Origin of the sequence: Mesoflavibacter sp. CH_XMU1422-2 (assembly GCF_037029245.1) — a bacterium.
Classification (GTDB): domain Bacteria; phylum Bacteroidota; class Bacteroidia; order Flavobacteriales; family Flavobacteriaceae; genus Mesoflavibacter; species Mesoflavibacter zeaxanthinifaciens.
This window is the reverse complement of the sequence record NZ_JAYMEE010000062.1, coordinates 521,256-547,251: the sequence shown is the minus strand read 5'-3', so window position 1 is coordinate 547,251 and position 25,996 is coordinate 521,256. Positions and strand designations below refer to the sequence as shown.

General features: G+C 31.9%; 26 protein-coding genes. 6 read left to right on the top strand and 20 right to left on the bottom strand.

What is annotated here, in order from left to right:
• Positions 1-94 precede the first annotated feature (94 nt).
• The 6 genes from WA340_RS11870 to WA340_RS11845 all read right to left on the bottom strand — a co-directional run bounded on the left by WA340_RS11870 (position 95) and on the right by WA340_RS11845 (position 4,840).
• The gene (locus WA340_RS11870; protein WP_336129220.1) at positions 95-1,387 is read right to left on the bottom strand and encodes a retropepsin-like aspartic protease family protein; all 1,293 of its coding nucleotides are present in this window, start codon (positions 1,385-1,387) and stop codon (positions 95-97) included.
• Between the two features lie 248 nt (positions 1,388-1,635).
• The gene (locus WA340_RS11865) at positions 1,636-2,052 is read right to left on the bottom strand and encodes an META domain-containing protein (protein WP_336129219.1); all 417 of its coding nucleotides are present in this window, start codon (positions 2,050-2,052) and stop codon (positions 1,636-1,638) included.
• A gap of 174 nt (positions 2,053-2,226) precedes the next feature.
• Complete coding sequence (locus tag WA340_RS11860) at positions 2,227-2,637, bottom strand: hypothetical protein (RefSeq protein ID WP_336070274.1); 411 nt, start codon at positions 2,635-2,637, stop codon at positions 2,227-2,229.
• An 11-nt stretch (positions 2,638-2,648) separates the two neighbouring features.
• Positions 2,649-3,191 carry a hypothetical protein gene (locus tag WA340_RS11855; protein ID WP_336129218.1) on the bottom strand — a complete coding sequence of 181 codons (543 nt, stop codon included), beginning with the start codon at positions 3,189-3,191 and terminating at the stop codon, positions 2,649-2,651.
• Between the two features lie 26 nt (positions 3,192-3,217).
• The gene (locus tag WA340_RS11850) at positions 3,218-3,604 is read right to left on the bottom strand and encodes a hypothetical protein (RefSeq protein WP_336070271.1); all 387 of its coding nucleotides are present in this window, start codon (positions 3,602-3,604) and stop codon (positions 3,218-3,220) included.
• Between the two features lie 135 nt (positions 3,605-3,739).
• Positions 3,740-4,840 carry a heparan-alpha-glucosaminide N-acetyltransferase domain-containing protein gene (locus WA340_RS11845; RefSeq protein ID WP_336129217.1) on the bottom strand — a complete coding sequence of 367 codons (1,101 nt, stop codon included), beginning with the start codon at positions 4,838-4,840 and terminating at the stop codon, positions 3,740-3,742.
• 50 nt (positions 4,841-4,890) lie between these two features.
• On the opposite strand from WA340_RS11845, the gene WA340_RS11840 reads away from it, so the two are divergent.
• On the top strand, positions 4,891-6,261 hold the full coding sequence (locus tag WA340_RS11840; protein ID WP_336129216.1) for an alanine/glycine:cation symporter family protein: 1,371 nt from the start codon (positions 4,891-4,893) through the stop codon (positions 6,259-6,261).
• 1 nt (position 6,262) lies between these two features.
• Here WA340_RS11840 and WA340_RS11835 read toward each other — a convergent pair whose 3' ends face one another.
• Together WA340_RS11835 and WA340_RS11830 are read right to left on the bottom strand one after the other, a co-directional pair.
• Complete coding sequence (locus WA340_RS11835; RefSeq protein ID WP_336129215.1) at positions 6,263-7,744, bottom strand: cytochrome c peroxidase; 1,482 nt, start codon at positions 7,742-7,744, stop codon at positions 6,263-6,265.
• Positions 7,745-7,820: 76 nt separating this feature from the next.
• A complete protein-coding gene (locus tag WA340_RS11830; protein WP_336129214.1) occupies positions 7,821-9,317 on the bottom strand; it encodes a hypothetical protein in 1,497 nt (498 codons plus the stop codon).
• Positions 9,318-9,578: 261 nt separating this feature from the next.
• On the opposite strand from WA340_RS11830, the gene WA340_RS11825 reads away from it, so the two are divergent.
• Positions 9,579-10,211, top strand: a complete 633-nt coding sequence (locus WA340_RS11825; RefSeq protein ID WP_106678421.1) for a MarC family NAAT transporter — start codon at positions 9,579-9,581, stop codon at positions 10,209-10,211.
• Here WA340_RS11825 and WA340_RS11820 read toward each other — a convergent pair.
• Positions 10,203-11,411: a multidrug effflux MFS transporter gene (locus tag WA340_RS11820; protein WP_106678419.1), complete on the bottom strand. Its 1,209-nt coding sequence runs from the start codon at positions 11,409-11,411 to the stop codon at positions 10,203-10,205. The two genes, WA340_RS11825 and WA340_RS11820, sit on opposite strands and share 9 nt — an antisense overlap.
• Before the next feature lie 344 nt (positions 11,412-11,755).
• Between WA340_RS11820 and WA340_RS11815 the strand changes: the two genes are divergently transcribed.
• Together WA340_RS11815 and WA340_RS11810 are read left to right on the top strand one after the other, a co-directional pair.
• The gene (locus WA340_RS11815; RefSeq protein WP_336129212.1) at positions 11,756-13,030 is read left to right on the top strand and encodes a ribonucleotide-diphosphate reductase subunit beta; all 1,275 of its coding nucleotides are present in this window, start codon (positions 11,756-11,758) and stop codon (positions 13,028-13,030) included.
• Complete coding sequence (locus WA340_RS11810; protein WP_336129211.1) at positions 13,031-14,827, top strand: ribonucleoside-diphosphate reductase subunit alpha; 1,797 nt, start codon at positions 13,031-13,033, stop codon at positions 14,825-14,827.
• 65 nt (positions 14,828-14,892) lie between these two features.
• Here the strand turns inward: WA340_RS11810 and WA340_RS11805 are convergent, their stop codons facing one another.
• The 6 genes from WA340_RS11805 to WA340_RS11780 all read right to left on the bottom strand — a co-directional run bounded on the left by WA340_RS11805 (position 14,893) and on the right by WA340_RS11780 (position 20,938).
• Complete coding sequence (locus tag WA340_RS11805) at positions 14,893-16,434, bottom strand: acyl-CoA carboxylase subunit beta (RefSeq protein WP_304142885.1); 1,542 nt, start codon at positions 16,432-16,434, stop codon at positions 14,893-14,895.
• A 124-nt stretch (positions 16,435-16,558) separates the two neighbouring features.
• Positions 16,559-18,001, bottom strand: a complete 1,443-nt coding sequence (gene accC, locus WA340_RS11800) for an acetyl-CoA carboxylase biotin carboxylase subunit (RefSeq protein WP_336129210.1) — start codon at positions 17,999-18,001, stop codon at positions 16,559-16,561.
• 1 nt (position 18,002) lies between these two features.
• Positions 18,003-18,488, bottom strand: coding sequence for an acetyl-CoA carboxylase biotin carboxyl carrier protein subunit (locus WA340_RS11795; protein ID WP_106678413.1), 486 nt, complete (start codon positions 18,486-18,488; stop codon positions 18,003-18,005).
• A 93-nt stretch (positions 18,489-18,581) separates the two neighbouring features.
• Positions 18,582-19,265, bottom strand: a complete 684-nt coding sequence (locus WA340_RS11790; RefSeq protein WP_221184984.1) for a PrsW family intramembrane metalloprotease — start codon at positions 19,263-19,265, stop codon at positions 18,582-18,584.
• Positions 19,266-19,817, bottom strand: a complete 552-nt coding sequence (locus tag WA340_RS11785) for an NUDIX hydrolase (RefSeq protein WP_336129209.1) — start codon at positions 19,815-19,817, stop codon at positions 19,266-19,268. It lies immediately after the preceding gene.
• A gap of 32 nt (positions 19,818-19,849) precedes the next feature.
• Complete coding sequence (locus tag WA340_RS11780) at positions 19,850-20,938, bottom strand: M42 family metallopeptidase (RefSeq protein ID WP_336129208.1); 1,089 nt, start codon at positions 20,936-20,938, stop codon at positions 19,850-19,852.
• Between the two features lie 120 nt (positions 20,939-21,058).
• Between WA340_RS11780 and WA340_RS11775 the strand changes: the two genes are divergently transcribed.
• Positions 21,059-21,748 (top strand): DUF4294 domain-containing protein, encoded by a 690-nt coding sequence (locus WA340_RS11775; protein WP_336129207.1) that lies wholly within the window; start codon positions 21,059-21,061, stop codon positions 21,746-21,748.
• The gene (gene trhA, locus WA340_RS11770; protein ID WP_336129206.1) at positions 21,748-22,374 is read left to right on the top strand and encodes a PAQR family membrane homeostasis protein TrhA; all 627 of its coding nucleotides are present in this window, start codon (positions 21,748-21,750) and stop codon (positions 22,372-22,374) included. The genes WA340_RS11775 and trhA overlap by 1 nt, the downstream gene beginning before the upstream one ends.
• A 47-nt stretch (positions 22,375-22,421) precedes the next feature.
• Here the strand turns inward: trhA and WA340_RS11765 are convergent, their stop codons facing one another.
• From WA340_RS11765 to WA340_RS11745, 5 genes are all read right to left on the bottom strand, one after another.
• Positions 22,422-23,441, bottom strand: coding sequence for a TQO small subunit DoxD (locus WA340_RS11765; protein ID WP_336129205.1), 1,020 nt, complete (start codon positions 23,439-23,441; stop codon positions 22,422-22,424).
• Positions 23,442-23,503: 62 nt separating this feature from the next.
• The gene (locus WA340_RS11760; RefSeq protein WP_336129204.1) at positions 23,504-23,878 is read right to left on the bottom strand and encodes a hypothetical protein; all 375 of its coding nucleotides are present in this window, start codon (positions 23,876-23,878) and stop codon (positions 23,504-23,506) included.
• Between the two features lie 70 nt (positions 23,879-23,948).
• Positions 23,949-24,377 (bottom strand): DUF4268 domain-containing protein, encoded by a 429-nt coding sequence (locus tag WA340_RS11755; protein ID WP_336129203.1) that lies wholly within the window; start codon positions 24,375-24,377, stop codon positions 23,949-23,951.
• A gap of 15 nt (positions 24,378-24,392) precedes the next feature.
• Entirely contained in the window at positions 24,393-25,067 is a 675-nt protein-coding gene (locus WA340_RS11750) for a ZIP family metal transporter (protein ID WP_336129202.1), read from the bottom strand.
• 27 nt (positions 25,068-25,094) lie between these two features.
• Entirely contained in the window at positions 25,095-25,826 is a 732-nt protein-coding gene (locus tag WA340_RS11745; RefSeq protein WP_336129201.1) for a class I SAM-dependent methyltransferase, read from the bottom strand.
• Positions 25,827-25,996 lie beyond the last annotated feature (170 nt).

Here is a 25,996-nt window from a genome sequence, read left to right as displayed (position 1 = left end):
GGGTGCCTTACAATGGTGAACATAGAAGTACTCTAGCAATAAATAATTAATATTTTACTTGTTTATTGCCTCAGTTCTTTGTTACCCAACGTATTTATTTACAATATTTATCAAACTTTTGTTTTGTAACGGGAATTCCAATTTTTAGCATGTCATCAGCTGAAATTGAATATTCTATACTTGAAGTAGTACCATCCAAATAGGTCCAATAAAAATTGAATACGATTTTAGACCATAAACTAGTATGATACTCTAAGGTATCTTCCTTTTTTGAACCAAAATACATTTCATAAAGTTTATAAGCCATATTTTTACTTAAAGTTTGTTCATTGTTCTTGCGTTTTTTTTTCGTATATAATGATGTGTCAATATTAAACGTGTCACTTTCCATGCTGAGATATATTACTGTATTTTTTCTATAAGCATTTAATCTCCATTTACCCGTGGACATAGCTTCATAGTGCGTATTCATTGTTTTTACCGCATTATCACGCAACTCCTCATAGAAGTCTTCTGCTGTCTCTGGAATTTCTTGTTCATTTTTTACATATTCTTTATTTTCAGAATTATTATCAATAATTAAGTCTGGATTAACAGTAATTCTAGGTATATAAAGTAGTGTAACTTTATGGTCAGACTCAATTCCAATCATTAAATCAAAATTTCTTTTATACCATTGAGCAGATTTAGACATTTTTGATTCAGTTGAACCAAATTTTAGAGACATTTCCCTGTATAGGTCTTCAAAAAAATCTTTAGCAAATTTTTCTTTTTCAATGTTGCTTTTTCCCTTAGATTCCTTTGTCAAGCCGACCGAAACGATTTTTGCATTTCTATCAAAAATTAAAAATTGCGTTTCAAAGCCAAAACCTTTTAATTCATGCTCTTCTGACACATTGCAAACCTCAAAAGGGATTCCAATTACTGGGTCTGCCTCAGTTAGATTTGAACGACTTAATCCAAAGTCATCAATCGTTTTGGTTAAGTCAATTCCCAGGAATTCTAGATTATTTCTATTTTCCGTGGGATATATTCTCAAAATATCTTTTTCAATTTCAAAACGTCCAAATTTAGATAAGGCAGATTGACCAAATAATAATGGCGCATCATTGTTGTCAATAACAGTTGCACTTACATCATTAATAAAAATGTCACCTAACTTAATTTCTCTAATTATTATTTTCGTTCCTTCTGTAATCGAACCGTCCGCAATTCGAAATTTCTGAGTCCCAATTATATCATCTTCTTTTAAAAGTCCTTGTTTTGCGAGAAAAGAAGCTTCTGTTTTTGAAATAGAAATATTAGAAGCACCAGTGTCAAAAATGAATTTCATCTCTATTCCATTCACTTTACATGGAATTTGATAAACACCATTGACTTTTTCCATCTGTACAATAGTTTGAGAAAAGGTACTTTGTAGAATTAAAACAAAAATTAGTTTAAAAAGACAGTTTTTTTTCATGTTATAGTTTTATATGTTGGGTAATGAAAAGATAAAGCGAGTTTCCAATTCGCGTTATCGACTGTTAAACGAAGTTAGCAGAAAATTTTGACAAAGTCAAATGACGCTTCATTTTAATTTTTAACAATAAAAAAAGCCTGAAAAACAGGCTTTAATAGAGTAGTGGTGTATTGTTACTTAACTTTTTTAAAACGTAGCATAGTTACATTGTCTAGCATTAAATTAAGTTTTCCATTGTCATCAAAACTAAAGCGGTTTACTTTTTCCATCATTTTTAAAAAAGCTTGTTCACCTTCGCCGCAATACATCATAGTGCTTGGTCCTGGTTCGCTAAAGTAAATAGAGCTGTCTTTAATGGTGTAGTTGGCAGAGTAACCATTACAACTGTTATTGCCTTGTACTTTGTGTTTTTCTTTATTAAATGATATCTGTGGTTTTTTATTTGGGTATAAACCTTCAAAAGCTATTTTAGTACCAGAGATATATTCTAATTGCCAACTGTGACCGTACAATTTTGAGTTTTTTGTGGTCGCGCATGATGTAATTATCAGCAGGATAACAGTGGTTAATAGATAATGTGTGGTTTTCATGATTATGCTTTTCAAATGCTAAATGCACTTTTTGTTGACTAAAAATTTAAGCTATATTGTTATGTAAAGTTACCTTAAAGAATACTAAACCTTACTGATGTTTGATTTTATTTAACATCAAAAAAAAGCCTATATCGTATAGGCTTTTTTAGGATTATAAAAGATAACTTTTAATTAGTTATAACAATCGTCTTTTTTAGGCCAACTACTTTTTGGTGTGTCTAGCATATTAAAGTAAGTGACGCTTACAGATCCTACTTTAGCTTTGCTGCCATAAGCTAATCCAAACTCATAATAACCTTTGTTTTTTAAGTCGTAAGTCATGTCTTGTCTGGCAGATTTTTGTTTACCATCTACGGTGTAACAAATTAAAACGCCATAAACGCTAAAACTGCTATCATATTTAGAATCTGTATTGCCTTTTCTAGTATGCGGTGTAATTTTTATTTTGGTAGCGCCATATTCATTTTTATAAATTTTATACTGGCTAAATTGAACTATTTTTTGTGCTTTAGCTTCTGTAGATGCGCTAATAAAGAATAATACACTTAAAATTGATGTGAAAAAAAGATGTTTGGTTTTCATGGTAATTTAGTTTAAAATTTATCTCCTGATTGTTTTTGTTTTTCTATTCGTTTTTGTTCTGCTAGATAGATTAAATGCTTAAAAGCTTTTATAATTCGTTTTCTCATTTCGTCATCTTGTATTCTAAACGATATGGTTTTAACATATCTATCTTTGCTAAATCTAGTGTCTATTTTTTCTCCTTTGTAGTCATACATTCTATATTTAAACGAAATGTTATTGCCTACGGTTGATATTTCTTGACGAAATCCGCTATAGATATCTTGTAATTTGGCAAAAGGAATTGAGACTTCAATGTGTTTACTTTTTTGCTTCTTATAATTATATTTTGTGGCTTTAAAGTACAATGACTGTTGAGTAATAGATATATGCTCTATTTGATACTCATCCCATTTTTTTAGGTTGTTATTGTAAGTAAATCCTAATTTGAAATAGCTTTTATATTTATTTAGAAAGTTTACAGTTTCTTGCCAAGTGGCATCATTTTGTTTTTCTTGAGCGTTAGAAAATGAACATACTAATACAAAGATTAATATAGAAATATAATGTTTCATATTAATTTATGATTTATGTTGATTAATTATTTATAACAGTCGTCTTTTTTAGGATAATTTTCTGAAGACATAAGGTCACGTCTGTAAAACTGAACATTTCCAATAACAATATTGTCTTTTTTTGCACCCATTGCTAAGAATAATTCGGCTTCTCCGTCTTGGGCAAATTTTCTGGTTAAATCTTGATGAATGGCTTTTTGTTCTCCTTTATAAGTAAAACAAACTAAAATAGCGTAAACACCAGACGTTTTTGTAGGTTTTTCTGCATGAGCATCAATAGAAAGAGGCGTTACTAATAATCTGGCGTTGCCGTATTCAGTTTCTGTAAGTAATGTTTTTACGTTAGTTATTGCTTGTGCAAAAGCAAGTGCGCTACAAAGTAGTAGACTTAAAGTAATTAGTTTAGTTTTCATTATTAAAATTTTTGAGAGATTAGTTAGTTGTTATTTTAACTTGAAATCCCAAAATACTAATAATTTTATAAAGCTTAAATACTCAATTTGAGTAGTGTGTTTTTAAGTTTTTGACTAACAGTGTTTTATTTTTTTTTAATATCCTGTTAAACGCTCATAAACCTTACGCATCCATTTATAAATAAACTTGTTGGTTTTGGCATAATGAAAAGAAATAAAACACACCACAACCATAAATAAAATAGCACCAATAATAGCTTGTGTTGGTGTTAGTGATTTATAAAAAAAATGCTTTAAACCTATACCGGTAAAACTACCATAAATGATAATAAAATGAATAACGTAAATAGACAAGGTTTTTTGTCCTATTTTAGTGATAATGGCTTGTTTTAAATACCGCTCAAAGGTGTAAAACAGTCCAAAAATAACCAATACATTACCTAATCTAGTAAACAGATAATTATAGTTAGCGCTATCATCAAAAAGTTGTATACCAGTAATTTGAGTTAAAAAGGTTAAAAAAGGTGAAGACCAAAAAAGTAATATAACCCCAACGACTAAAAAACCAGTGATTTTAAATTGTTTGTAACGGTATTTGTGACCAAATTTATGAAATAAAACAGCTATAAAAGCACCAAAACATACATAGCCAAACCACGGAATCATGGTAAACACAGACCCATTTTCTTTGGTTAAATAATTAGCTAAAAATTTAGGGATACCTTCTATGTGTAGTGTACGGTATAATGGTTCGGTTACAAAAATAACGTTACCAATAATTAGCATTAATAGAGCAAAAATAGTTTCGTTTTTTAAGGTAAGCAGGTAAAGTCCGATAATTAAAATTAAAGACAGACCAATACATTGTAAGACATCAATAACGATAAAATACATGTTGATTTCGCCTTTAAACAAACTAAAAAACGAAAACCGCAATGCATAACCAATACCAATCAATAATAAACCTCTATTAAAACCTTTTTTTATTCGGTATTTATCTTCATTTTTAGCTTTAGCGCGCAATAACAAAAAGACAAACACTAAACCAGTTATGGTAAAAAAAGTTGGTGCAGTAATACCTCTAAAATATTCCCAAGTAGTATAAGCTATGTTGGTTTTGTCTCGGTAAATTGGGTCTAAAAGTGTATCAATAAAATGACCTTGCAACATCATTAAAATGGCAAACGCACGTACGGCATCTAAGAAAAAAAGACGTGTTGGTTTCAAAGCGGTCATTAGTTATTCGATTACAAATATATGTATATTTACTAATCAAAACAGTTAGCATGTATAAACAGATCAATACTTGGGTAGAAGCGTTTTCTTCTGCGGTTTGGGGATTTCCGTTATTAATTCTATTAACAGGTGGTGGATTATACCTTTTAATTCTATCCAGATTTTTACCATTTAGATATTTTAGACATGCTATAGATGTGCTAAAAGGAAAATATGATAACGAGTTAGACGAAGGTGATATCACACATTTTCAAGCCTTAACAACAGCATTATCTTCTACCATTGGTATGGGAAACATTGCTGGTGTAGCAGTTGCAATTGCTTTTGGTGGACCAGGCGCAGTGTTTTGGATGTGGATTAGTGCTATTATTGGTATGTCTACAAAGTTTTTCACCTCTAGTTTAGCTATTATGTTTAGAGGAAAAGATAGTGAAGGCAAAACACAAGGCGGACCCATGTATTTTATAGTTGAAGGTTTAGGTAAATCTTGGAAACCTTTAGCGGTCTTTTTTAGTCTTTGCGGATTAATAGGTGCGTTGCCTGTTTTTAACGTCAATCAATTAACGCAAGCAATAAATGATATTGTATTGATTCCAAACGGATTTGAGGTTGATTTTACATCGAATTTAATCATCGGTTTGGTTTTGGTGGCTATTACTTCGGTGGTGATTTTAGGTGGATTAAACCGAATTAGTAAAGTCGCTTCAAAACTAGTCCCAAGTATGGTGATACTTTATTTTATATTGGTGTTTTTCATTTTAATTATTAATATTGAAAGTGTTCCGTATTATTTCAAACTTATTTTTACAGATGCGTTTACTGCTAGTTTTATTAAAGAAGATGCGCTGTTTGGAGGCGTAGTTGGTACATTAATTATTTTAGGAATAAAGCGTGGTGCTTTTAGTAACGAAGCAGGTATCGGTACAGCACCTTTAGCCCATGGCGCAGCAAAAACCAATCAACCCATTCGTGAAGGTTTAGTAGCTATGATGGGACCAGCAATAGATACCTTGGTGGTTTGTACACTAACCGCATTAGCTATTTTAGTTACAGGTGTTTGGAAAACAACCGATGCAAACGGTGTTAGTCTTACAGCTTCTGCATTTGCTAGTGCTATGCCTGTTTATGGTAAGTATTTATTAATGGGTTGTATTGCTGTGTTTAGTGTCTCATCGTTATTTTCTTATGCGTATTATGGTGGCAAATGTTTGTCGTTTTTAATAGGCGCAAAGCATCAACATTATTATAATTATTTCTACATTTTAAGCATTATCATTGGTGCAACTACATCATTAAGCTTAATGATTAATTTAATTGATGGTGTTTTTGCTTTAATGGCAATACCAACCATGACTGCAACATTATTATTGGCTCCAAAAGTGATGAAAGAAGTAAAACGTTATGTAAAAACGATTAAATAGATTATTTATTTACCGATTTTTTAAACTGAGCAGGTGTCATCATTTCCATTTTTTTAAACTGTCTGTTAAAATAACTTGTGTTATTAAATCCGGCTTTAAAGGCAATAAAATCATTAATTTCTCCTCTAATATTTTGATCAAATCTAGAGTTAAAACTATTTAAAGTTGAAATGTAAGATGAAAGCGCTTTAATAACCTCTGTATTTTTCTTCGGAATTTTTCCATAAGCAGCTTTAAATGCTTTTATGTAAGAGGAATCTTTAAGGATATCTTCTGAAAACTGATGCACATTGGTATTAAATTCCTTTTCGTTTAAAAACACAGAAGCTATTTGTTCTATCATCGTTTCTGAGCGTCCATCCCAAAAAAAGCTACGCTGAAAAGCACTATTAATTAAGGTTGGTGTATTACGATTTAAAGGTTTACCATTGTTATTAAGACTAGTTGTCAATCCGTCTGCATATCCTTTATTTGGTGAATGACAAGTTACGCAAGCCATATTGTGATTAGCCGATAGGTTAGGATCAAAAAACAACTTTTTACCTAAGTCAATTTGAGCTTTAGAAGGATTACGATTATTAACATCAGTAAAATGATTAAGATTAAAACTGTTATTTTCAAAAAAAGTAGGAGCATCAAAATTGAAAGGATCTGTAGTTGTTGGTTCCCAAATATCTGCAGTTTTACGAATATTTACCCATTGCGTAGTAATAGGATTAAGGTAATCTCTTGTAAAAGTAAAACGATCAAATGTGTCAAAATTGGTGTTGTTTTCAACGTACTGTATTGCGTTTTTGATGTTGTTTTTAAATTGTTGATCTAAAAGTGCATCTTTTTTTATAATACTAGGTTGAAGGGTAAACTCATACACCTTATATAAGCTATTTAAAGATGTTGCTGTTTCTTTAATGCCTAGATGACTAACAGGTGTATCAAAACCAGAAATAGCTAAACTAATTAGTCTAAATAACTGCTGATGTGTAGCTCTAAAAAAGCGTTGAGGTGTAAGTTGATGTTTGGTCATATCGCCTTTTAAAACTAGCATTAATCCTTGTGTGATTTTAATTTCTTGATTAAAGTCTTTGTCTGTAATGTCTTGTTCGTATACACTTTCTTCAATTTTTTGAAGACCGATAGGATATAATATTTTACCAGTGTCTTCTTTATAAACAGGTAAAGCAGGACCGTTGGTACGATGACCAACTTCTGGATTAAGGTAAGACGCAAAAGGTTCGGCAATTTTAAAAGCTTCTCTTGCTTTAGCAAAATAGTACTTAGATTTTGTACCATTAACACCAGCTTGTTTTAAGCTGTCAAGATAGTTTATGGCTTTATCCATATGTTGGATGTAATACGTTTGAGCTTTTTGCCATGTAATAACATCTACAGTTTTCATTGCTGTAGTTGCGCTATTGCTTTTCTGTTTACAAGCAATAAAAAGTAGAGTAGTGGTAAGAATAGAAAGTTGAATAAGTGTTTTCATCTAAAATGATATAAATAATAAAAATGAATCTTCACAAGACGTGAAGATTCATTTAGGATTAAAATAAAGGGATAATTTATCTTGGTAATCCTTTTAACAACACAATTTGACCACCTTGGTTATGTGGTAAGTTATTAGATACAAAATCACTGCTTTTCCAGTAATGTGGTTGTAGATTAAGTAAAAAAGTATCTGGTTCTCCTATTTTATCAGAAATGTCAATTAGTGCACCAAATTCACCAGAAAATGCATCGCTTCCGTTAGGTTCTAAATTAGCTTCAATTTTTAAATCTAATACAGCTAATGGGTTGCTACCATTTAAATCTGTTTGGTAGATTCTTGCAGCATGGTTACGGCTAAAAGAGTTTGGATCTTCTTGAATATATACATAGTTTTCTGTAACACAAATGTTATCAGGACTTTGTAGGGTAGATAAATTTCCATCCATATTGTTAGTATCTGTATTACCGCTAACAATTTGTGTTAATTGACCTTGTAAAGGGTTGTCTGCGTCTAATTGTAATTTATAAACGGTTCCCCAATCGTTGTAAGTTCCTTGTCCTGGACCACGACCTGTAACAGCAAAGTATACGTTACGTCCGTTATCATCACTTCCTTTTTGGTAGTCTACATCTTCTACACGCATAAATTGAGAGGCGTATACCTTAGAACAAGCCGTTTCCATTTCGTTTTTAGTTAAGTTAGCACCATTAACAATTTCTACAAACTCTACATCGTAAGTCATACCAAAATCTAAGTCACCTTCGTTATATACAGTGTTAGAAGCTACGTCTTGTACGCCACCAGATCCGTTAGAAATTTGCTTAAATCTTAAAACGTAAATTTTACCATTATCTAAATCTGCATCACCGTTTTCTGATAAGTACATGGTTACCTGACCTTCAGATCCGCTAGAGTCATCATCACCACCAATAATTACTGTTTTACCAGCATAAGTATTTTGAGGTAATGGTACAGCATTTTCCCAAGAAAATTCACCTAAAGCATCTAATCCAAAATCTGCAGTAGGCGTAGGAGTTTCAATCCAAGGGTCAATACCTTTCACGTCATAAGAAATACTTTCTGATGCCGATAAGAATAAATCTTGAGATCCACCATGTACAGCTGCTTCCCACATAGTACCAGAGCATTGTCTTGCATAATCTGCAACACCAGCGTTAAGTAACCATTCACCTTGTATAGGATTCATGTATTGATCAAAACGAATTCTAGATACACTATAATCATCTTCTGCATTAACAACATAAATATATTCGTCTCCATCTTTTAAAAATCCAGCACCATCTTGTGCGCCAACTAAACGGAAACCGTTAGATAATACGTCTGTAGAGCTAATTAAAGAGTAAGCATTTACGTTACTAAAATTAGGGTTAATATTTACTAACGGGTTTAAAGAAGATTTGTTAGAAAAAATGGTTTCTGTAGGCGTAAAGTATTGACCATCTTGTCCGTCTTGACCGTTTAATCCATCTTCGCCATCACATGCAAAGAAAGAGCTTCCAACAGCAGCTACTAAGCTAAATTGTAAAAATAGTTGTTTAAATGTGTTCATTTTAAGGTTGTTTAAAATTTGATTTTGAACAAAACTAATCTGACATTATTCTTTATAAGTTAACTTAAATTAATGCTTAGATTAATTAAATTTTACGCTACTGTTACTAAGTTAAGTAATTGTAAAAACGGGTTTAACTTGTTTGTTTTTAGGTTTTTAAAACTGTATTGTGGTTTTTTGTAGTTAATCTACTTTTAAAGATGATTTAAGTTTAAGATAACTTAAGCCATTAAAAAATAGAGTGAATTTGCAGAAAAAACAATGGACTTATTTTTAATTGCTTTTGGCGCTTTATTCTCTATTATTAATCCCTTAGGGACAGTGCCTGTTTTTGTGGGATTAACGCAAGAACACTCTAAAAAAGAACGAGCTAAAATTGCGTTTTGGACTGCTTTAGATGTATTAATTATTCTGTTTTTATCCTTTTTTGCAGGACAATATATATTATCGTTTTTTGGGATTACATTAAATGCACTAAAAATAGCAGGTGGATTAATTATAACCTCTTCAGGTTTTGCTTTGTTGACAGGTAAATTTAGAGAGCATAAAGGTATGAAGCGCAAACGTGTACAAGAAGATATACATAATAGAGACGCTATAAGCTTAACGCCTTTAGCAATACCAATGTTAGCAGGACCAGGAACAATATCTTTATTAATAACCTACAATCAAGAGTATACATTAACTAAAGACGTTTTAATAATCCTATCTGCAGTACTACTTGTTACCATTGCAATATATTTAATACTTAAAAGTGCACATTTTATAGTAAAGTTTTTAGGCGCGTCTGGTATTAATGCTTTATCAAGAATTATTGGTTTTATTGTTATATCAATAGGTGTGCAGTATATAATTTCTTCAGTAGAAAATATTGTTATAAATTTATTAAGCTAATTTTCTTTGTGTACTGTATTTTAGAACATAAAAGGTTATTAACGATAGTAAACCAAATACAGAAAACCCTATAAATAAAGGAAGTACAGATGTGTGTACAAAGCTACCAATGTAATTAGCAATTGGTACCGCCATAACTGTAGATATAAACCCGTTAATTGCTGCACCAATACCGGCAATATGCCCTAAAGGCTCCATTGCTAAAGAACGGTAATTACCAAAAATAAACCCAACAGCAAAAAACTGAATTAAGAAAAAAGAAATTAAAACTCCAATACTTGGGTTGTTTCCAGATATAAATAAGATGACATATAAAATAGAGATTAAAAAGTAGGCAACAGTAGCATAAAAAGCAATATTACGTGATCCAAAACGCATAACCAATCTACTATTAGTAAAGGTAGATAACCCAATAGACAACGCAGTACTAGCAAAAAAGTAAGGAAACAATTCGCCTAAATTATATTGATCTTGATAAATCTGTTGTGAAGTACTTAAATACACCATAAAAGATCCAGTAATAAAACCAGAAGTTAGTGTAAAAGCTACCGCTTCTTTGTGTTTAAAAAACTCCTTTGTGCCAGTAATAAAAATGCTAGGAGAAAATTTAATACGTTTACTTTTATCTAATGTTTCTGGTTGACGTTTCCAAAACCATAACATAACAACAGATCCAAATATAAGATTAGCATTAAAAATAGCACGCCAATCAAACCATTCTAATAGTATTTGGCCAAAAGTAGGAGCTATAACAGGTACCAGAATAAAAAACATAACAATTACAGATAGCAGTTTTGCCATAAAATCGCCACTAAAAGAGTCTCTAACCATAGCAATAGATATTGTTCTTGGCGCAGACAACCCAACACCTTGTAATACTCTAGCAAACAACATCATCTCGAAGTTTTTTGTAGTAACACAGATAATACTAGAAATAATAAAAATAAAAAAGCCTATGTAAACAATAGGCTTACGACCGTAACTATCAGACAACGGTCCAAATATTAACTGCCCAAAACCAATCCCTAAAAATATCATGGTAATTAACCATTGTGTACTATTAGGATCTGTAATGTTTAAATCTTCGGCAATGTTAGGTAAAGCAGGTAATAATGCATCTATGGTTAGTGCAACAATAGACATTAAAGATGCCATTAATGCTACAAATTCATTCTTAAAAGCAGGGTTAGAGTTTTGCATCTTGCAAAATTAGCTAATGCTTAAAAGGTGTCATATTTTATAATGATAATAGAATGTTAATTTTTAAAAAACAAGCTAAGCAAAACAGCGTAAATTATTTCAACTTCAAAAGTCAAAAATGATCTATTTAGCGTTTTATTACTCTTAAAATTCACCGATAAAAACTTCGGTTTTTAAGTTTTTTTCACAAAAAATTAACAGTAAATTTTTATCATTTCAGTAATAGTAAGGGATAACCAATTGTTGATAATTATGTGGAAAAACTAAATGGTATTTTTTGAATACGCTCGAAATAAAATCGCAATTTTATAATCCTTTTAAGACAAAAAAAATCAATTACCATTATGCAAATTAATCACATTATCAAGAGGGATTTTACGACTGTACCTTTTCAGCTCAGTAAAATAACCAACGCTGTCCTTAAAGCGATGACAGCATTAGAACACGGGAGCTTAGAAGATGCTGAGCACGTATCTAAACTTGTAGAAACCAGCCTTTTAAAACACAAAGAAAATGACCCAAAGTACATCCCAACCGTTGAGGCTGTACAAGATGCAGTAGAAAATGCACTGATGGAAAGTCACTTTTTAGACGTAGCAAAAGCCTACATATTATATAGAGACGAGCAGGCAAGAAAACGTAAAAGTAACATCTTTGAAAAGCGTATTAATTTAAAACCTTATGAGTATCCAGCATTGTATGAATATGTCCCAGCAATAAGACACTCATATTGGATCCATACCGAGTTTAATTTTACAAGTGATATCCAAGATTTTAAAGCAGGATTATCTGATGTAGAACGTAGCGCGATAAAAAATACCATGTTAGCCATTTCTCAAATAGAAGTTGCAGTAAAATCGTTTTGGGGAGATATTTACCATCGTATGCCAAAACCAGAAATCGGATCGGTAGGCGCAACATTTGCAGAAAGTGAAGTAAGACATCATGATGCGTATTCACACTTATTAGAAATCTTAGGTTTAAACAACGAGTTTAAAACACTTAAGAAAAAACCAGTGATTATGAAGCGTGTGCAGTACTTAGAAACGGCGCTTAAAAATGCAAAAAGTGAAGACAACCAAGAGTATGCAGAGTCCATTTTGTTGTTTTCATTATTTATAGAACACGTGTCTTTATTCTCGCAGTTTTTAATAATCATGGCGTTTAACAAGCATAAAAACGTATTAAAAGGAATATCTAATGTGGTAGAAGCAACTTCTAAAGAAGAGCAAATCCATGGAGATTTTGGTATTGATATTATAAAAATTATAAAAGACGAAAATCCAGAATGGTTTGATGATGCTTACCAACAGATGATTAAAGACATGTGCTTAGAATCTTTTGAGTCTGAAAGTAAGATTGTGGATTGGATTTTTGAAAAAGGAGAAATTGATTTCTTACCAAAAGCAGTTATTAACGAGTTTATAAAAAACAGATTTAATAATTCCTTAGAAAGTATTGGTATTGAAAAAGTTTTTGATGTAGATCAAAAATTATTAGCAGAAACAGAATGGTTTGATGATGAAATTATCGGAACCAAACACGGCGATTTCTTCGTGAAACGCTCTATAAACTACAGTAAAAGAACCCAAAGTATAACAAGTGACGACCTTTTTTAGATGACAGATCAAGACAACAACAAAACAGAGCAAGCCCCAAACCAAATAAAGCAAACGGAAACAAATCCATTAATTGATGCTAGAAAAAAATCGTTACACCAAATCAATACTGCTGGAACAGGCGGATTTGAATGGCTAACCGATCATAGTAGACAATTTTTAGCAGCAGGATATTTGACCGATGGCGTAAGCGCCGAAGCGCGTATAAGAGAAATTGCCGATAGAGCAGAACAAATATTGCAGATACCTGGTTATTCTGATAAGTTTTATAACTATATGTCAGAAGGTTACTTTTCTTTAGCATCACCAGTTTGGTCTAACTTCGGAAAAGAACGCGGATTACCAATTAGTTGTTTTGGATCTCATGTAGATGACGATATGGGTAACATTCTTTTCTCTCAATCTGAAGTTGGTATGATGTCAAAACTAGGCGGTGGTACGTCTGGATACTTTGGAAAAATAAGACATCGTGGTTCTGAAGTAAAAAATAACGGATACGCATCTGGAGCTGTTCATATCATGCAATTATTTGAATCTATGGTAGACGTCGTAAGCCAAGGATCTGTAAGACGCGGACGTTTTTCGCCTTACTTACCAATAGAGCATTCTGATATTCATGAGTTTTTAGAAATTGGTACCGAAGGTAACCCAATACAAGAACTAACACATGGTGTTACTGTTACCAATCAATGGATGCAGGAAATGATAGATGGTGATGTAGACAAACGTAGCATTTGGGCAAAAGTATTACAGCGTAGAGGTGAAATGGGTTATCCTTATATTTTCTTTACAGATAATGCTAATAACAATGCAGCAGATGTCTATCAAGACAAAAAGTTACCAATCTATGCAAGTAACTTATGTACAGAAATTATGTTACCATCTAATGACGACTGGTCTTTTGTATGTGTATTATCTTCTGTAAATGTGTTACACTATGATAAATGGAAAGATACAGATGCAGTAGAAACTATGGTATACTTCTTAGATGCAGTTATTACTGAATTTGTTGAAAAATTAGAAGTATACAGAGACTCTCCTAATCGTGATGACAGACAAACATTTATGTTTATGGAGCGCGCCTACAACTTTGCTAAAGAAAACCGTTCTTTAGGTTTAGGTGTATTAGGATGGCACTCGTTATTACAATCTAAAATGTTACCATTTAACAGTCAAGAAGCTTTTAGTTTAAACAGTGAGATCTTTAAAGTAATTAAAGATAAATCTTACAAAGCTTCAGAAGAGTTAGCAGAAAAATTTGGAGAACCAAAAGTATTAAAAGGTTACGGAAGACGTAATGCAACCTTAAATGCGGTAGCACCAACAACATCTTCTGCATTTATCTTAGGTCAAGTATCACAAGGTATTGAGCCAATTTGGTCAAATATTTATGTAAAAGATATCGCTAAGATTAAAACCACTATTAAAAACTCTTATTTAGAAGATTTATTAGAATCTAAAGGTAAAAATACAACCGAAGTATGGAGAAGTATTAGAGATAACGACGGATCTGTACAGCATTTAGATTTCTTATCAGAATTAGAAAAAGATGTATTTAAAACTTATTCTGAAATAGACCAAATGGATATTATTTATCAAGCAGCAAACCGTCAAAATCATATTGATCAAGGACAGTCTGTTAATATTATTATTCATCCAGATATGCCAGTAAAAGAGATTAATAAAATACATGTTACAGCATGGAAATTAGGATTAAAATCGCTTTACTACCAGCATAGTATGAATGCTGCACAAAAATTTAAACAAAAGAAAGATTGTGCTAGCTGTGAAGCTTAGTCTATCAATTTACAATTAAGTGTTATAAAAAAAATCCCGATGTTTTACATCGGGATTTTTTAGTTTTATAAAGGAATATTACCATGTTTTCTATTAGGTAATACTTCTTCTTTGTCTTCCAACATGGTAAACGCTTTAATTAATTTACGTCTGGTATCTTTTGGTAAAATCACTTCGTCTATAAATCCGCGTTCTGCAGCTTTATAGGGATTAGCAAATAAATCTGCATATTCTGCTTCTTTTTCTAACAGTTTTTCTTCAGGATTATCGGCTGCTTTAATTTCTTTTCTAAAGATAATTTCACTAGCACCTTTTGCACCCATTACAGCAATTTCGGCACTTGGCCAAGCGTAATTTAAATCGGCACCAATATGCTTAGAATTCATTACATCATAAGCGCCACCATAAGCTTTACGCGTAATAACCGTTACTTTTGGCACAGTTGCTTCACTTAATGCATACAGTAATTTTGCACCATGTACAATAATTGCATTCCATTCTTGATCGGTACCAGGTAAGAAACCAGGGACATCTACTAACACTAATAAAGGAATATTAAAGGCGTCACAAAAACGAGTAAAACGAGCTGCTTTACGCGAACTATCTACATCTAAAACTCCTGCTAAAAATAAAGGTTGATTGGCTACAATACCAACGCTTTTTCCACCAATACGAGCAAAACCAACAATGATATTTTCGGCAAAATCTTTATGAATTTCAAAAAAGGAATCTTCATCAATAATACCGTTAATTACCTCATGCATGTCGTAAGGTTTACTAGCATGATCTGGTATAATATTCATTAATTGTTCGCGAGTTTCTTCACCTAAATCATAAGGAAGATCTCTTGGTTTTTCTAAGTTGCTTTGTGGTAAATAACTTAGTAGACGTTTAACATCTTCTAAACATTCAACATCATTTGCAGAAGTTGTATGTGCTACACCAGATTTTGTACTGTGTGTACTTGCGCCACCTAATTCTTCACTAGTAACGGTTTCGTTAGTAACCGTTTTTACAACGTTTGGACCTGTTACAAACATGTAACTTGTATCTTCTACCATCATGGTAAAGTCGGTCATTGCAGGAGAGTATACTGCACCACCAGCACATGGTCCCATAATTGCTGAAATTTGCGGTATAACACCAGATGCTTTTACATTACGATGAAAAATATCTGCATAACCACCAAGCGATCTAACACCTTCTTGGATACGTGCGCCACCAGAATCGTTAAGACCGATAAATGGTGCACCAACCTTAAGTGCCATATCCATGATTTTACAAATCTTTTCGGCATGTGTTTCTGATAACGCACCACCAAAAACAGTAAAGTCTTGTGCAAATACATAGACAAGACGTCCATCTATTGTACCGTAACCAGTTACGACACCATCACCATAAAACTTTTGGTTTTGCATGCCAAAATCTACCGTACGATGTGTGACTAAAGCACCGATTTCTTCAAAAGAACCTTCGTCCATTAAGTACTCGATACGTTCTCTAGCGGTTAGTTTTTTCTTTTCGTGTTGTTTATCTATTCTTACTTGTCCACCTCCTAATTTGGCAAGTTCAAGTTTTTCGTTTAATTCTTTTATTTTAGATTCCATAATTGAAATTTTATCTTTTTTTGTCATTCTGCGCTACGATGCAGCATCTATTTTTAATTATTAGATACCATATCTTACTTTGACTGCGCTTAGCACAAGCGTGCAAAATGACATAAAACTCATATTAATTAGTTGGTACTCTTAATTGTTTTTGATCTTCTAAATACTGTTTTACAGCAATTAAAGCGGCTATTTTAGCTTCTTTTTCTGTTTGTTGCTGTAAGGCTTCTGGCGAATAGTATTTTTTTACGAAGTGTGTATCAAAGTTTCCAGAGGTAAACGCTTCATGTTGACAAACAAATGCACCAAAAGGTAAAGTGGTTTCTATCCCTTTTACTTTATATTCTGAAATAGCTTTTAGCATTAGTTGAATGGCTTCTTCACGAGTTTTACCATAAGTAATTAATTTGGCTAACATTGGATCATAATAAATAGGAATGTCCATACCTTCTTCAAAACCGTTATCTACACGAATACCATCACCAACAGGAATTTGGTATTGCTCTAAGTGACCAACGCTAGGTAAGAAGTCGTTTAAAGGATCTTCAGCATATACTCGAAGCTCTAAAGCGTGACCATTTATTTTTAAATCTTCTTGTTTTATAGGAAGCACTTCACCACGAGCAACTTGTATTTGAAGTGCTACTAAATCTACACCAGCAATAATTTCGCTTACAGGATGTTCTACCTGTAATCTGGTATTCATCTCTAAGAAATAAAAGTTATGTTGATCATCTAATAAAAACTCGACTGTACCGGCACCAACATAGTCGCAAGCTTTGGCTACTTTAATAGCAGCTTGTCCCATTCTTTCTCTTAACTCAGGAGTTAATACAGCACTTGGTGCTTCTTCTACTACTTTTTGATGACGACGTTGTATGCTACATTCGCGTTCAAAAAGGTGAATGACATTACCGTGTGTATCTGCCATTACTTGAATTTCGATATGTCTTGGAGAGGCTACATATTTTTCAATAAACACAGATCCATCACCAAACGCGTTAACCGCTTCACTAATGGCACGATTCATCTGTGATTCAAAATCGGCTTCTTTTTCTACAATACGCATACCTTTACCGCCACCACCAGCAGATGCTTTGATTAGGATAGGAAAGCCAATACCTTGTGCTATTTTTTTAGCTTCAGAAATATCTGTAATAGCCTGGTCAGTACCAGGTACCATTGGTATATCGTAGGCTTTAACAGCATCTTTAGCTGCTAATTTGCTACCCATTACTTTAATGGCGTATGATTTTGGACCAATAAAAGTAACGTTGTTAGCTTCGCAAAGCTCTGCAAAGTCTGCATTTTCACTTAAAAATCCATAACCAGGATGTATTCCGTCTACGTTAAGTTGTTTTGCAACTTCTATAATTTTTTCGCCTAATAAATAAGATTGGTTAGAAGGAGCTTCACCAATTAAAACTGCTTCATCAGCAAATTTTACATGAGGTGCATTACGATCTGCAGTAGAGTAGACTGCAACTGTTTTAATACCCATTTTTTGGGCAGTTTTCATGACTCTTATTGCGATTTCGCCACGGTTGGCGACTAATATTTTTTTCATTTTATTCAAATTCAATTAATAATTCGCCTTTATCTACAGTAGTACCTTTTCCGCCTGATACAGATTTTATAATACCTTCACGAGGCGATAGGATACTGTTTTCCATTTTCATGGCTTCAAGGATTAAAAGTGGTGTATCTACTGAAACTTCGTCACCAGGTTTTACCATGACGTCTAAAATAAGACCAGGCATTGGCGCTTTAATTTCGTTTACTTTTTTAGAAGCACCAATTTCAAAACCTAAAGATTTTATTAGTTGATCTAAATCGTTTTCGATATTTACCGTGTAATTATTATTGTTAATATTAACGGTATAGGATTTTTTATTGAAGTTAGATGCTAAAATTTCAGCTTTATAAGATGTGTTGTTGTCAAGGATATGGTAAGATTGATTGTTAACCTTAACGCTATCTAATGCTGAAATATCTTGGGAAGTTACCTCAAATTCGGAGTTGTTATTAACTTTAACTTTGTAGGATATATTCATTGTTTTATTTGTATTTAATTACTTGTAAAGATACTGATAAATCCATTTTTTATCCCAAGTTATAAAGTATTATTTGCTAAAAAGACATAGTTGTTAGTTTTTAAAAAAAGATCCTTTTTGGTGACGTTTTATAGCTTTTCTAGACAAGAATAGACCTAAGGCTAGAGATACAAATGCTCCAACCCAAATACCAGGTATAAAATTTATAAATAAAAAGAAATCGTAAGCACCATGAAAAACAATAGCTAACAACAAACCACAAAGGTTTAGAAAAAGCTTATTAGGTTTAAATTTTGCCATACCCATAAAATATCCCATTAAAATACCAAATGTAGCGTGAGCAGGTACAGCTGTAAATGCCCTTAATAGTGCAGTGCTAGCACCGTGTTGCAGTACATACATTATGTTTTCGGTTGCAGCAAATCCCATAGAAACCATAACGGCGTAGACTATGCCATCAAAAGGCTCGTTAAATTCTTTATGACGCTGTGCAAATAACAATACAATTAGGTATTTACTTAACTCTTCGGAGAAGCCAACAACAAAAAAGGCTTGTTTAAACTGCTCCCAAACACTTAATTTATCTTCTAAAGGTAAAAAGTTATTAAAAAATATATAAAATATTGTGGTAATGATTACACTTACAATAGCACCTAGTAAAAATGAAATTATCAGTAATCTAGTTGGTTCTTTTTCATATTTATCTTTAAAATAAATATATGCCACTATAGTTGCAATTGGTGCTAGTGCCATAATGATAAGTTGGATAACAGTCATTTAATTTATTTTTTGGGTTATAGCTTCTAAAATTTTAATGTAATAATCATAATTACTAGATACAAAATGTCCGTTTTTATCGCTATTATCTAATAAGTCTTTAAATTTAGAAATGCTTACCAATTTTAAAGCTTCAACTTCTTCTTTTTGAGGCGTTAATTTGGATAAGTCAACGTTTAATTGTGCTATAAATGTATGGTGAAATTCGTTGTCAATCATCCCGTTTGGATAGGTTTGAAAACACGGAAATACACCAATTTTTTCTAAGTAGTCTTCTTGTATTTTAAGCCCAATTTCTTCTTTAATTTCTCTAATGGCTCCGCTTTCAATAGTTTCACCTGCATCAATATGTCCGGCAACACTAACGTCCCAAAGTAACGGACAAATAGCTTTACTAGCAGCACGTTGCTGTAGTAAAATTTCTCCTTTAGAAGTATATAACCAAATGTGTACGGTATTATGATACCAACCTTTTTTGTGTATTTCGGTTTTTATAGCAGATTTACCTGTTGGTTTACCTGATTTGGTGACTATGTCTATGTATTCTTCCATTAAAAAAAGATTCCCACTTTCGTGGGAATTTATTATTTAAAGTAACTAAATGTTTCTCCGTCTTCAATTTTAAGTAACGTTTCGTAAATTAACTTGATTACGTTTTCTACATCATCTTTATGTACCATTTCTACAGTAGTATGCATGTAACGAAGTGGTAAAGAAATTAATGCTGAAGCAACGCCGCCATTACTGTAAGCAAAAGCATCGGTATCTGTACCAGTAGCTCTACTTAAGGCACTACGTTGAAATGGGATTTTTTTAGCTTCGGCAGTATCTGTAATTAAATCTCGTAATTTTTGTTGTACTGCTGGTGCATAAGCCACAACAGGACCAAGTCCAATTTCTAAATGACCTTCTTTCTTACGATCTATCATTGGTGTTGTTGTATCGTGTGTAACATCGGTTACAATAGCAACATTAGGTTTAATGGTTTCAGTAATCATTTGTGCGCCACGAAGTCCAATTTCTTCTTGTACAGAGTTAGTAATGTATAAACCAAACGGTAATTGTTTCTTGTTTTCTTTTAGTAAACGAGCTACTTCTGCAATCATAAATCCGCCCATACGGTTATCTAAAGCACGACAAACAAATTTATCACCATTTAAAATATGAAACTCGTCAGGATAAGTAATTACACAACCCACGTGCACTCCCATTTTTAAGACTTCTTCTTTGTCTTTAGCACCTATATCTATGGTAATGTTGTCAGGTTTTGGCGCTTCTTCTTTAGATTTGTCACGTGTGTGTATTGCAGGCCAACCAAACACACCTTTTACGATACCGTTTTTGGTATGGATATTAACAATTTTACTTGGTGCTATTTGATGGTCGCTACCACCGTTTCTTATGACGTAAATTAAACCATTATCCGAAATATAATTAACATACCAAGAGATTTCATCTGCATGCCCTTCTATAACAACTTTGTATTTAGCATCTGGATTAATAACGCCTACTGCAGTACCATAAGTATCCGTGATAAATTCATCTACATAAGGTTTTAGATAATCCATCCACAGTTTTTGTCCGTCCCATTCGTAACCTGTAGGCGCAGCATTATTTAAATATTTTTCTAAAAAGTCCATCGACTTTTTATTAAGTATAGATTTTTTTGCCATTTCTAATTTAATTTTTGACTAAAATAACAATATTCACAGTTATTTAATAGTTAGTGAAGTGTTAATTATTAATTTTGTATTAACATCTAAATTTGGAATGGTTTTAGCAGTATTACTACTATGAAAAAATTGCTTTTTTTAAGTCTTTTATTACCTTTTTGTCTTTTTGCACAAGAAGACGATAAAATAGTTAAAGATACTACAGATGTTGATTTTATTATAATTAAAGGCGACTCTATACCGCAAAAATCTATTTATTTAGATGAAATACTTTTACTACCTAGTCTACATTTTAAAAGTAAAGAAGAAAAATATAAGTACTATATTTTAAGACGAAAAACACTTAAAGTATACCCTTACGCAAAATTGGCTGCAGAACGATTAGAAACCTTAACAGCGCGTTTAAAAACACTAGATAAAAAGGGTCAAAAACGTCGTTATGCAAGAAAAGTACAAAAATATATAGAGGAAGAATTTTCTGAAGAGCTAAAAAAATTAACGCGTACCGAAGGTCAAATTTTAGTCAAATTAATACACCGACAAACGGGTCAAACTACATTTGACTTAATTAAAGAATTACGTAGTGGTTGGAGAGCATTTTGGTTTAATACAACAGCAAGTATGTTTGACATCTCTTTAAAACGCGAATTTGATCCAATAACAGTTAAAGAAGACTTCTACATTGAAGACATTTTGATAAGAGCTAAACAAAGTGGCTTATTAGAACTACGTGCGCCATCTGTAGAGTTTGATTATTTTGAACTAAGCGATAAATGGGCAGATAAAAAACCAGCATCAACAGAAGATTAATGAGAAAACAGACACCTTTTGAAGAGCAACTTAATGCAATTACACATGCAATTGGTGCTGTTTTTGGTATTGTTGCCTTAATTTTATTAATCATTTTTGAAACAAAAAAGACCGAGTTTAGTCTGTTTAGTGTGATTGTTTATGGTATTGCAATAATTATATTGTTTACAGCGTCTACAATGTACCATAGTTTTACAGACGAGAAAAAGAAACACTACTTCAGGATTGTTGACCACATTAGCATTTATCTATTAATAGCAGGAACTTATACACCAGTTTTACTTATTACATTAGAGCAGAGTAAAGGTTGGTTACTGTTTTATATTGTTTGGGTTATTGCAGCTTTTGGCGTTATTCTTAAACTATTTTATACAGGTCGTTTTGAAGCGTTTTCAACCATCTTATATTTAGTTATGGGTTGGCTTATTGTATTTGATTTTTCAACTTTAAATAGTCTGATGCCTGCAAACGGAATAGTATTATTAATGGCTGGCGGATTAGCTTATACCGTTGGTATTGTTTTTTATGCGATAGAAAAAATACCTTATAATCATGTAATATGGCACCTTTTTGTATTGGCTGGTGCTATTTGTCACTTCTTTATGGTATTGTTTTTTGTGGTTTAAAAACAACGATTTACAATATGTAAACCGTTGTTTTCATTATAATGATACTATTTGTTTTTTATAGAATATTCCCAGAAAGCACCGCTAATATCTGTTAGTTTGATAGTGTAGTTTCCTTTAGGAAGTTTAGTAAAAATATCATCTTCAAAAGTCAATTTAGCTTTGGCGCCTAACGGTAGGATAAGGCTATGTTTGCCAGGTTTGACTTTGGCTATGTAGTAATTAGAAATGTTTTTATCATTTAGTTGTGATAAGGCATTTTGGTCTAGTTGAAATATTTTTTGGTTTTGATTATCTAATAGTTCTAACTTAATAATCCAAGCGCCATAAACATCAACACCTTCAGTTCTAAATACATCAAAACTAATTGTATTATGGTTAAATAATCCTTCTGTAATTTCAACTTTAGGTTTTATAGATTTATTATGAAGTGTTCCCCATAATCCACCATGAAAGATTTGATTGGTAGCTAATGTTAAACCAAAAATAAATATAGATCCAATTAAAACAACTTTAGAGAAGTTATTATTTTTAATAGGAATGTTACCAGACCCTAGCCAATTAAACCACTTCTTTTTGGTAAAAGATATATTCTTGTTTAACAAGTAATTGTCTAGCGCATATTTGCCACTACCAGTTAAAAATAGTACAAAACCTGTGGCTATACCTAAAATACCTATTTGCCATTCGTCTAGACAAGTTGTACCTATCCAACCTGATGCTAAAAGAATACCTAAAGCTAAACTAAAGACACCAATACTCATCAATCTTGTAAATAGACCAAACATGATAAATAATCCAACAATACCTTCAATTATGGTAAATACAACCATATTTATCCATAGTGCATCTGGATTTTCAACTAGATATTTAATAATAGGTTTTATGCCTAAGGCATGTGGTAAAAAGTGATTGAATTTTACACCAATATATCCAGCTAATTCTGGATCCAATTTTTCGGCTAAAACAGTTCGCCTCCATAAAGCAGAGAAGTAGGTCCAACCTACAACAAGTCGTAATGCTAAAGCCATTAGCCCAGCATCATTTTTAAAATTTATTTTATTCATTTTTATTATCTGTGAGTTATTATCTATGTTTCACGATTTAACGTGTTTTATGTTATAAATAATTACAGATAATCTTTAAAATTTTGGTATAAAATATAAAGTGGAAGAGGAGCAGTAGAAGTAGTTTGTGCTGCTTGAAGTTGTGTGTTTACGCTTTTATTTTCAACTAATACGAAGTTATAATTGAATGCATCAGGAAGTATTGCAATCTGTTGCGAATTACTTTTTGATGTTGAAAGTTTTATAACGTTAACCTCTAAATTGTTACAACTGTAGTTGCTAAAAGTAGATTTGTTTTTGTTAGATACTTCAGTTTGAGGTAAACCAAGTTCTACTTGAAAAAAATTACGAACCTTACACGGCGATACTAATAATAAAAAAGCAAGGCTAACTACAGATAACCATGATATTATTTTATTAGTTGCGCTTATTTTCATGTTATAAAAGTACTAATAAGGTTTTGTGTGGCTTATTAAACTTTTCTTAATATTAGGTTATTGATTAAAATTACCCATCAATAATATCCTTATACTCTAAAAAGAAGGCTTCAAATAGCGACATAGTTTCATTAAAAAATACCATAACTTCTTGCCAAGTATTTTTGTTGTGAATAGATACTTTCTGCTCTAAAAGCACATAGATACGAGAGATTTCTTTACCATTTTCTAAAAAAAATTCTTCTTCGTAAATGGCTTCTGGTAAAAATTCGTCTTTTAAAATAGATTGAAGTGCTACCAGTTTTTCCCAATATTTAATACGATGTTCTAAGCTGTCTTCAAGATCTAATGCAACTAAAGCTTTTTTATTGTCAAAATGAAATTTAAAGCTAACACCTTTAAGTTTGGTGTTGTATAAAATCCACTTTCTAGGAAAAGATTTACCAAAACTGGTCCAAAATTCTTGTTTTAATTGCCTTGATTCTTCTTTAGAAAACATAATTATAGTTGATTTTTAGACAAAATAAGCAATAATAATTGCTAAAACAATGGTGCTTAATTTAACGATATTAAATTTATGTCCTTCATTACTTTCAAATAAAATTGTGGTACTAATGTGTAAAAAGATACCAATAACTAAAGCTGAAATTTCATAAAAGTAAGTGGTGAAAAACTCAAAATTTTCTGATAAAAATGTACCTAATGGCGTCATAATAGCAAACAAAACTAAAAACAAAAAGATTTTTGGATTACTAATTTTAGAGCTAATAAAAAACGAACTTAAAATGATAGCAACGGGTAATTTATGAATAATAACACCATATAATAATTGCTCGTGCGCATGGATAGGTATACCTTCTAAAACGCTATGCATACTTAAGCTAACAAATAACAACCAAGGAAAATTAACTCTATCTTTATGGATGTGTACATGTCCGTGTTCTGCACCTTTAGAGAAAAATTCTAAAACAATTTGTAGCAAAATACCAGCCATAATAAATAAACCAATAGGCTTATCATGGTTATGATGGTATACTTCTGGTAAAAAGTTGAAAACGGTAATAGATAATAAAAAAGCACCACTAAAAGCTAATAATAACTTGAGGTTAGTTGATTTTTTAGGTTTAAAAATTAATACAATTAAAAACCCTAAAACAACACTTAATATGGGTAATATAATATTTAACATAAAGAAGACTTAGCGGTCGTGTTTAGATTATTTAAAAATCATGATTAATCTTTCAGAGTTTTTAGCATCAAATTTATTTAGCTTATAATCTCCAAATACGTCTAATAAATACACACCAGCTTTTTCAAATAATTTTTCAAAATCATTAAGAGTAAAGGCTTTTACACGTTCTTGAAAGTGGTAATCTTCATCTTCAAAAGTAAAAGAAATATCTTTAATAATGTAACCGTTTTCAACACGACGTTCTTGTAAAAAATCAATACCATCAACAGTTTTAGTATTTTTTTTAACCAAATTATTAATTACGTAGTTGGTGTTCATAAAATCAATAACACCAAAACCAGATTCATTTAAATTAGCTTTAATGGCTTTTATAGTAGATAAGTTATCGCTTTCATTTTCAAAATAACCAAAACTAGTAAATAGATTAAACACAGCGTCAAAAGTTTCGCCGTAAGGCTTACACATATTATGTACATCAAAATGTAAAGTTTCATTTTCAAACTGTTTGGCAAATGCAATACTATTTTCAGATAAATCTGCACCAACAACATTGTAGCCAAGTGTATTTAAAAAGATACTATGTCTGCCTTTACCACAAGCTAAATCTAACACCTTTGCTTGCTCTGGTAAATTTAGATAGTTGGTTAAATTGGTCATAAAAGTTTCCGCTTCGGCATAATCGCGGTCCTTGTAAAGTATATGATAAAATGGAGTGTCAAACCAAGAGGCATACCATTTTTTAGTACTATTTGTCATAAAATTAATTTTGGGGTTTAAACTTTCGCTTAAGCTACAGTTTATCAGGCTTTCGCAACTCGCTCTTTTCAAGGAGCTCAAACAAATTGCTCAATCCTTAACCCATTTATCAACAATGGTTATGTTTCCGGCAAAAATACTCTATTTTTGCAAAGTATTAGACGTTTATA

Excerpts from the sequence above, each read along its gene's own strand:
- WA340_RS11745 (WP_336129201.1), bottom strand. The coding sequence starts at position 25,826 with ATGACAAATAGTACTAAAAAATGGTATGCCTCTTGGTTTGACACTCCA.
- WA340_RS11850 (WP_336070271.1), bottom strand. The coding sequence starts at position 3,604 with ATGAAAACTAAACTAATTACTTTAAGTCTACTACTTTGTAGCGCACTT.
- WA340_RS11780 (WP_336129208.1), bottom strand. The coding sequence starts at position 20,938 with ATGGCAAAAAAATCTATACTTAATAAAAAGTCGATGGACTTTTTAGAA.
- accC (WP_336129210.1), bottom strand. The coding sequence starts at position 18,001 with ATGAAAAAAATATTAGTCGCCAACCGTGGCGAAATCGCAATAAGAGTC.
- WA340_RS11805 (WP_304142885.1), bottom strand. The coding sequence starts at position 16,434 with ATGGAATCTAAAATAAAAGAATTAAACGAAAAACTTGAACTTGCCAAA.
- WA340_RS11810 (WP_336129211.1), top strand. The coding sequence starts at position 13,031 with ATGACAGATCAAGACAACAACAAAACAGAGCAAGCCCCAAACCAAATA.
- WA340_RS11795 (WP_106678413.1), bottom strand. The coding sequence starts at position 18,488 with ATGAATATATCCTACAAAGTTAAAGTTAATAACAACTCCGAATTTGAG.
- WA340_RS11855 (WP_336129218.1), bottom strand. The coding sequence starts at position 3,191 with ATGAAACATTATATTTCTATATTAATCTTTGTATTAGTATGTTCATTT.
- WA340_RS11790 (WP_221184984.1), bottom strand. The coding sequence starts at position 19,265 with ATGACTGTTATCCAACTTATCATTATGGCACTAGCACCAATTGCAACT.
- WA340_RS11835 (WP_336129215.1), bottom strand. The coding sequence starts at position 7,744 with ATGAAAACACTTATTCAACTTTCTATTCTTACCACTACTCTACTTTTT.
- WA340_RS11820 (WP_106678419.1), bottom strand. The coding sequence starts at position 11,411 with ATGCAAAACTCTAACCCTGCTTTTAAGAATGAATTTGTAGCATTAATG.
- WA340_RS11845 (WP_336129217.1), bottom strand. The coding sequence starts at position 4,840 with ATGACCGCTTTGAAACCAACACGTCTTTTTTTCTTAGATGCCGTACGT.
- WA340_RS11870 (WP_336129220.1), bottom strand. The coding sequence starts at position 1,387 with ATGGAAAAAGTCAATGGTGTTTATCAAATTCCATGTAAAGTGAATGGA.
- WA340_RS11830 (WP_336129214.1), bottom strand. The coding sequence starts at position 9,317 with ATGAACACATTTAAACAACTATTTTTACAATTTAGCTTAGTAGCTGCT.
- WA340_RS11815 (WP_336129212.1), top strand. The coding sequence starts at position 11,756 with ATGCAAATTAATCACATTATCAAGAGGGATTTTACGACTGTACCTTTT.
- WA340_RS11765 (WP_336129205.1), bottom strand. The coding sequence starts at position 23,441 with ATGAATAAAATAAATTTTAAAAATGATGCTGGGCTAATGGCTTTAGCA.
- WA340_RS11750 (WP_336129202.1), bottom strand. The coding sequence starts at position 25,067 with ATGTTAAATATTATATTACCCATATTAAGTGTTGTTTTAGGGTTTTTA.
- WA340_RS11860 (WP_336070274.1), bottom strand. The coding sequence starts at position 2,637 with ATGAAAACCAAACATCTTTTTTTCACATCAATTTTAAGTGTATTATTC.
- WA340_RS11785 (WP_336129209.1), bottom strand. The coding sequence starts at position 19,817 with ATGGAAGAATACATAGACATAGTCACCAAATCAGGTAAACCAACAGGT.
- WA340_RS11755 (WP_336129203.1), bottom strand. The coding sequence starts at position 24,377 with ATGTTTTCTAAAGAAGAATCAAGGCAATTAAAACAAGAATTTTGGACC.
- WA340_RS11775 (WP_336129207.1), top strand. The coding sequence starts at position 21,059 with ATGAAAAAATTGCTTTTTTTAAGTCTTTTATTACCTTTTTGTCTTTTT.
- WA340_RS11760 (WP_336129204.1), bottom strand. The coding sequence starts at position 23,878 with ATGAAAATAAGCGCAACTAATAAAATAATATCATGGTTATCTGTAGTT.
- WA340_RS11840 (WP_336129216.1), top strand. The coding sequence starts at position 4,891 with ATGTATAAACAGATCAATACTTGGGTAGAAGCGTTTTCTTCTGCGGTT.
- WA340_RS11865 (WP_336129219.1), bottom strand. The coding sequence starts at position 2,052 with ATGAAAACCACACATTATCTATTAACCACTGTTATCCTGCTGATAATT.
- trhA (WP_336129206.1), top strand. The coding sequence starts at position 21,748 with ATGAGAAAACAGACACCTTTTGAAGAGCAACTTAATGCAATTACACAT.
- WA340_RS11825 (WP_106678421.1), top strand. The coding sequence starts at position 9,579 with ATGGACTTATTTTTAATTGCTTTTGGCGCTTTATTCTCTATTATTAAT.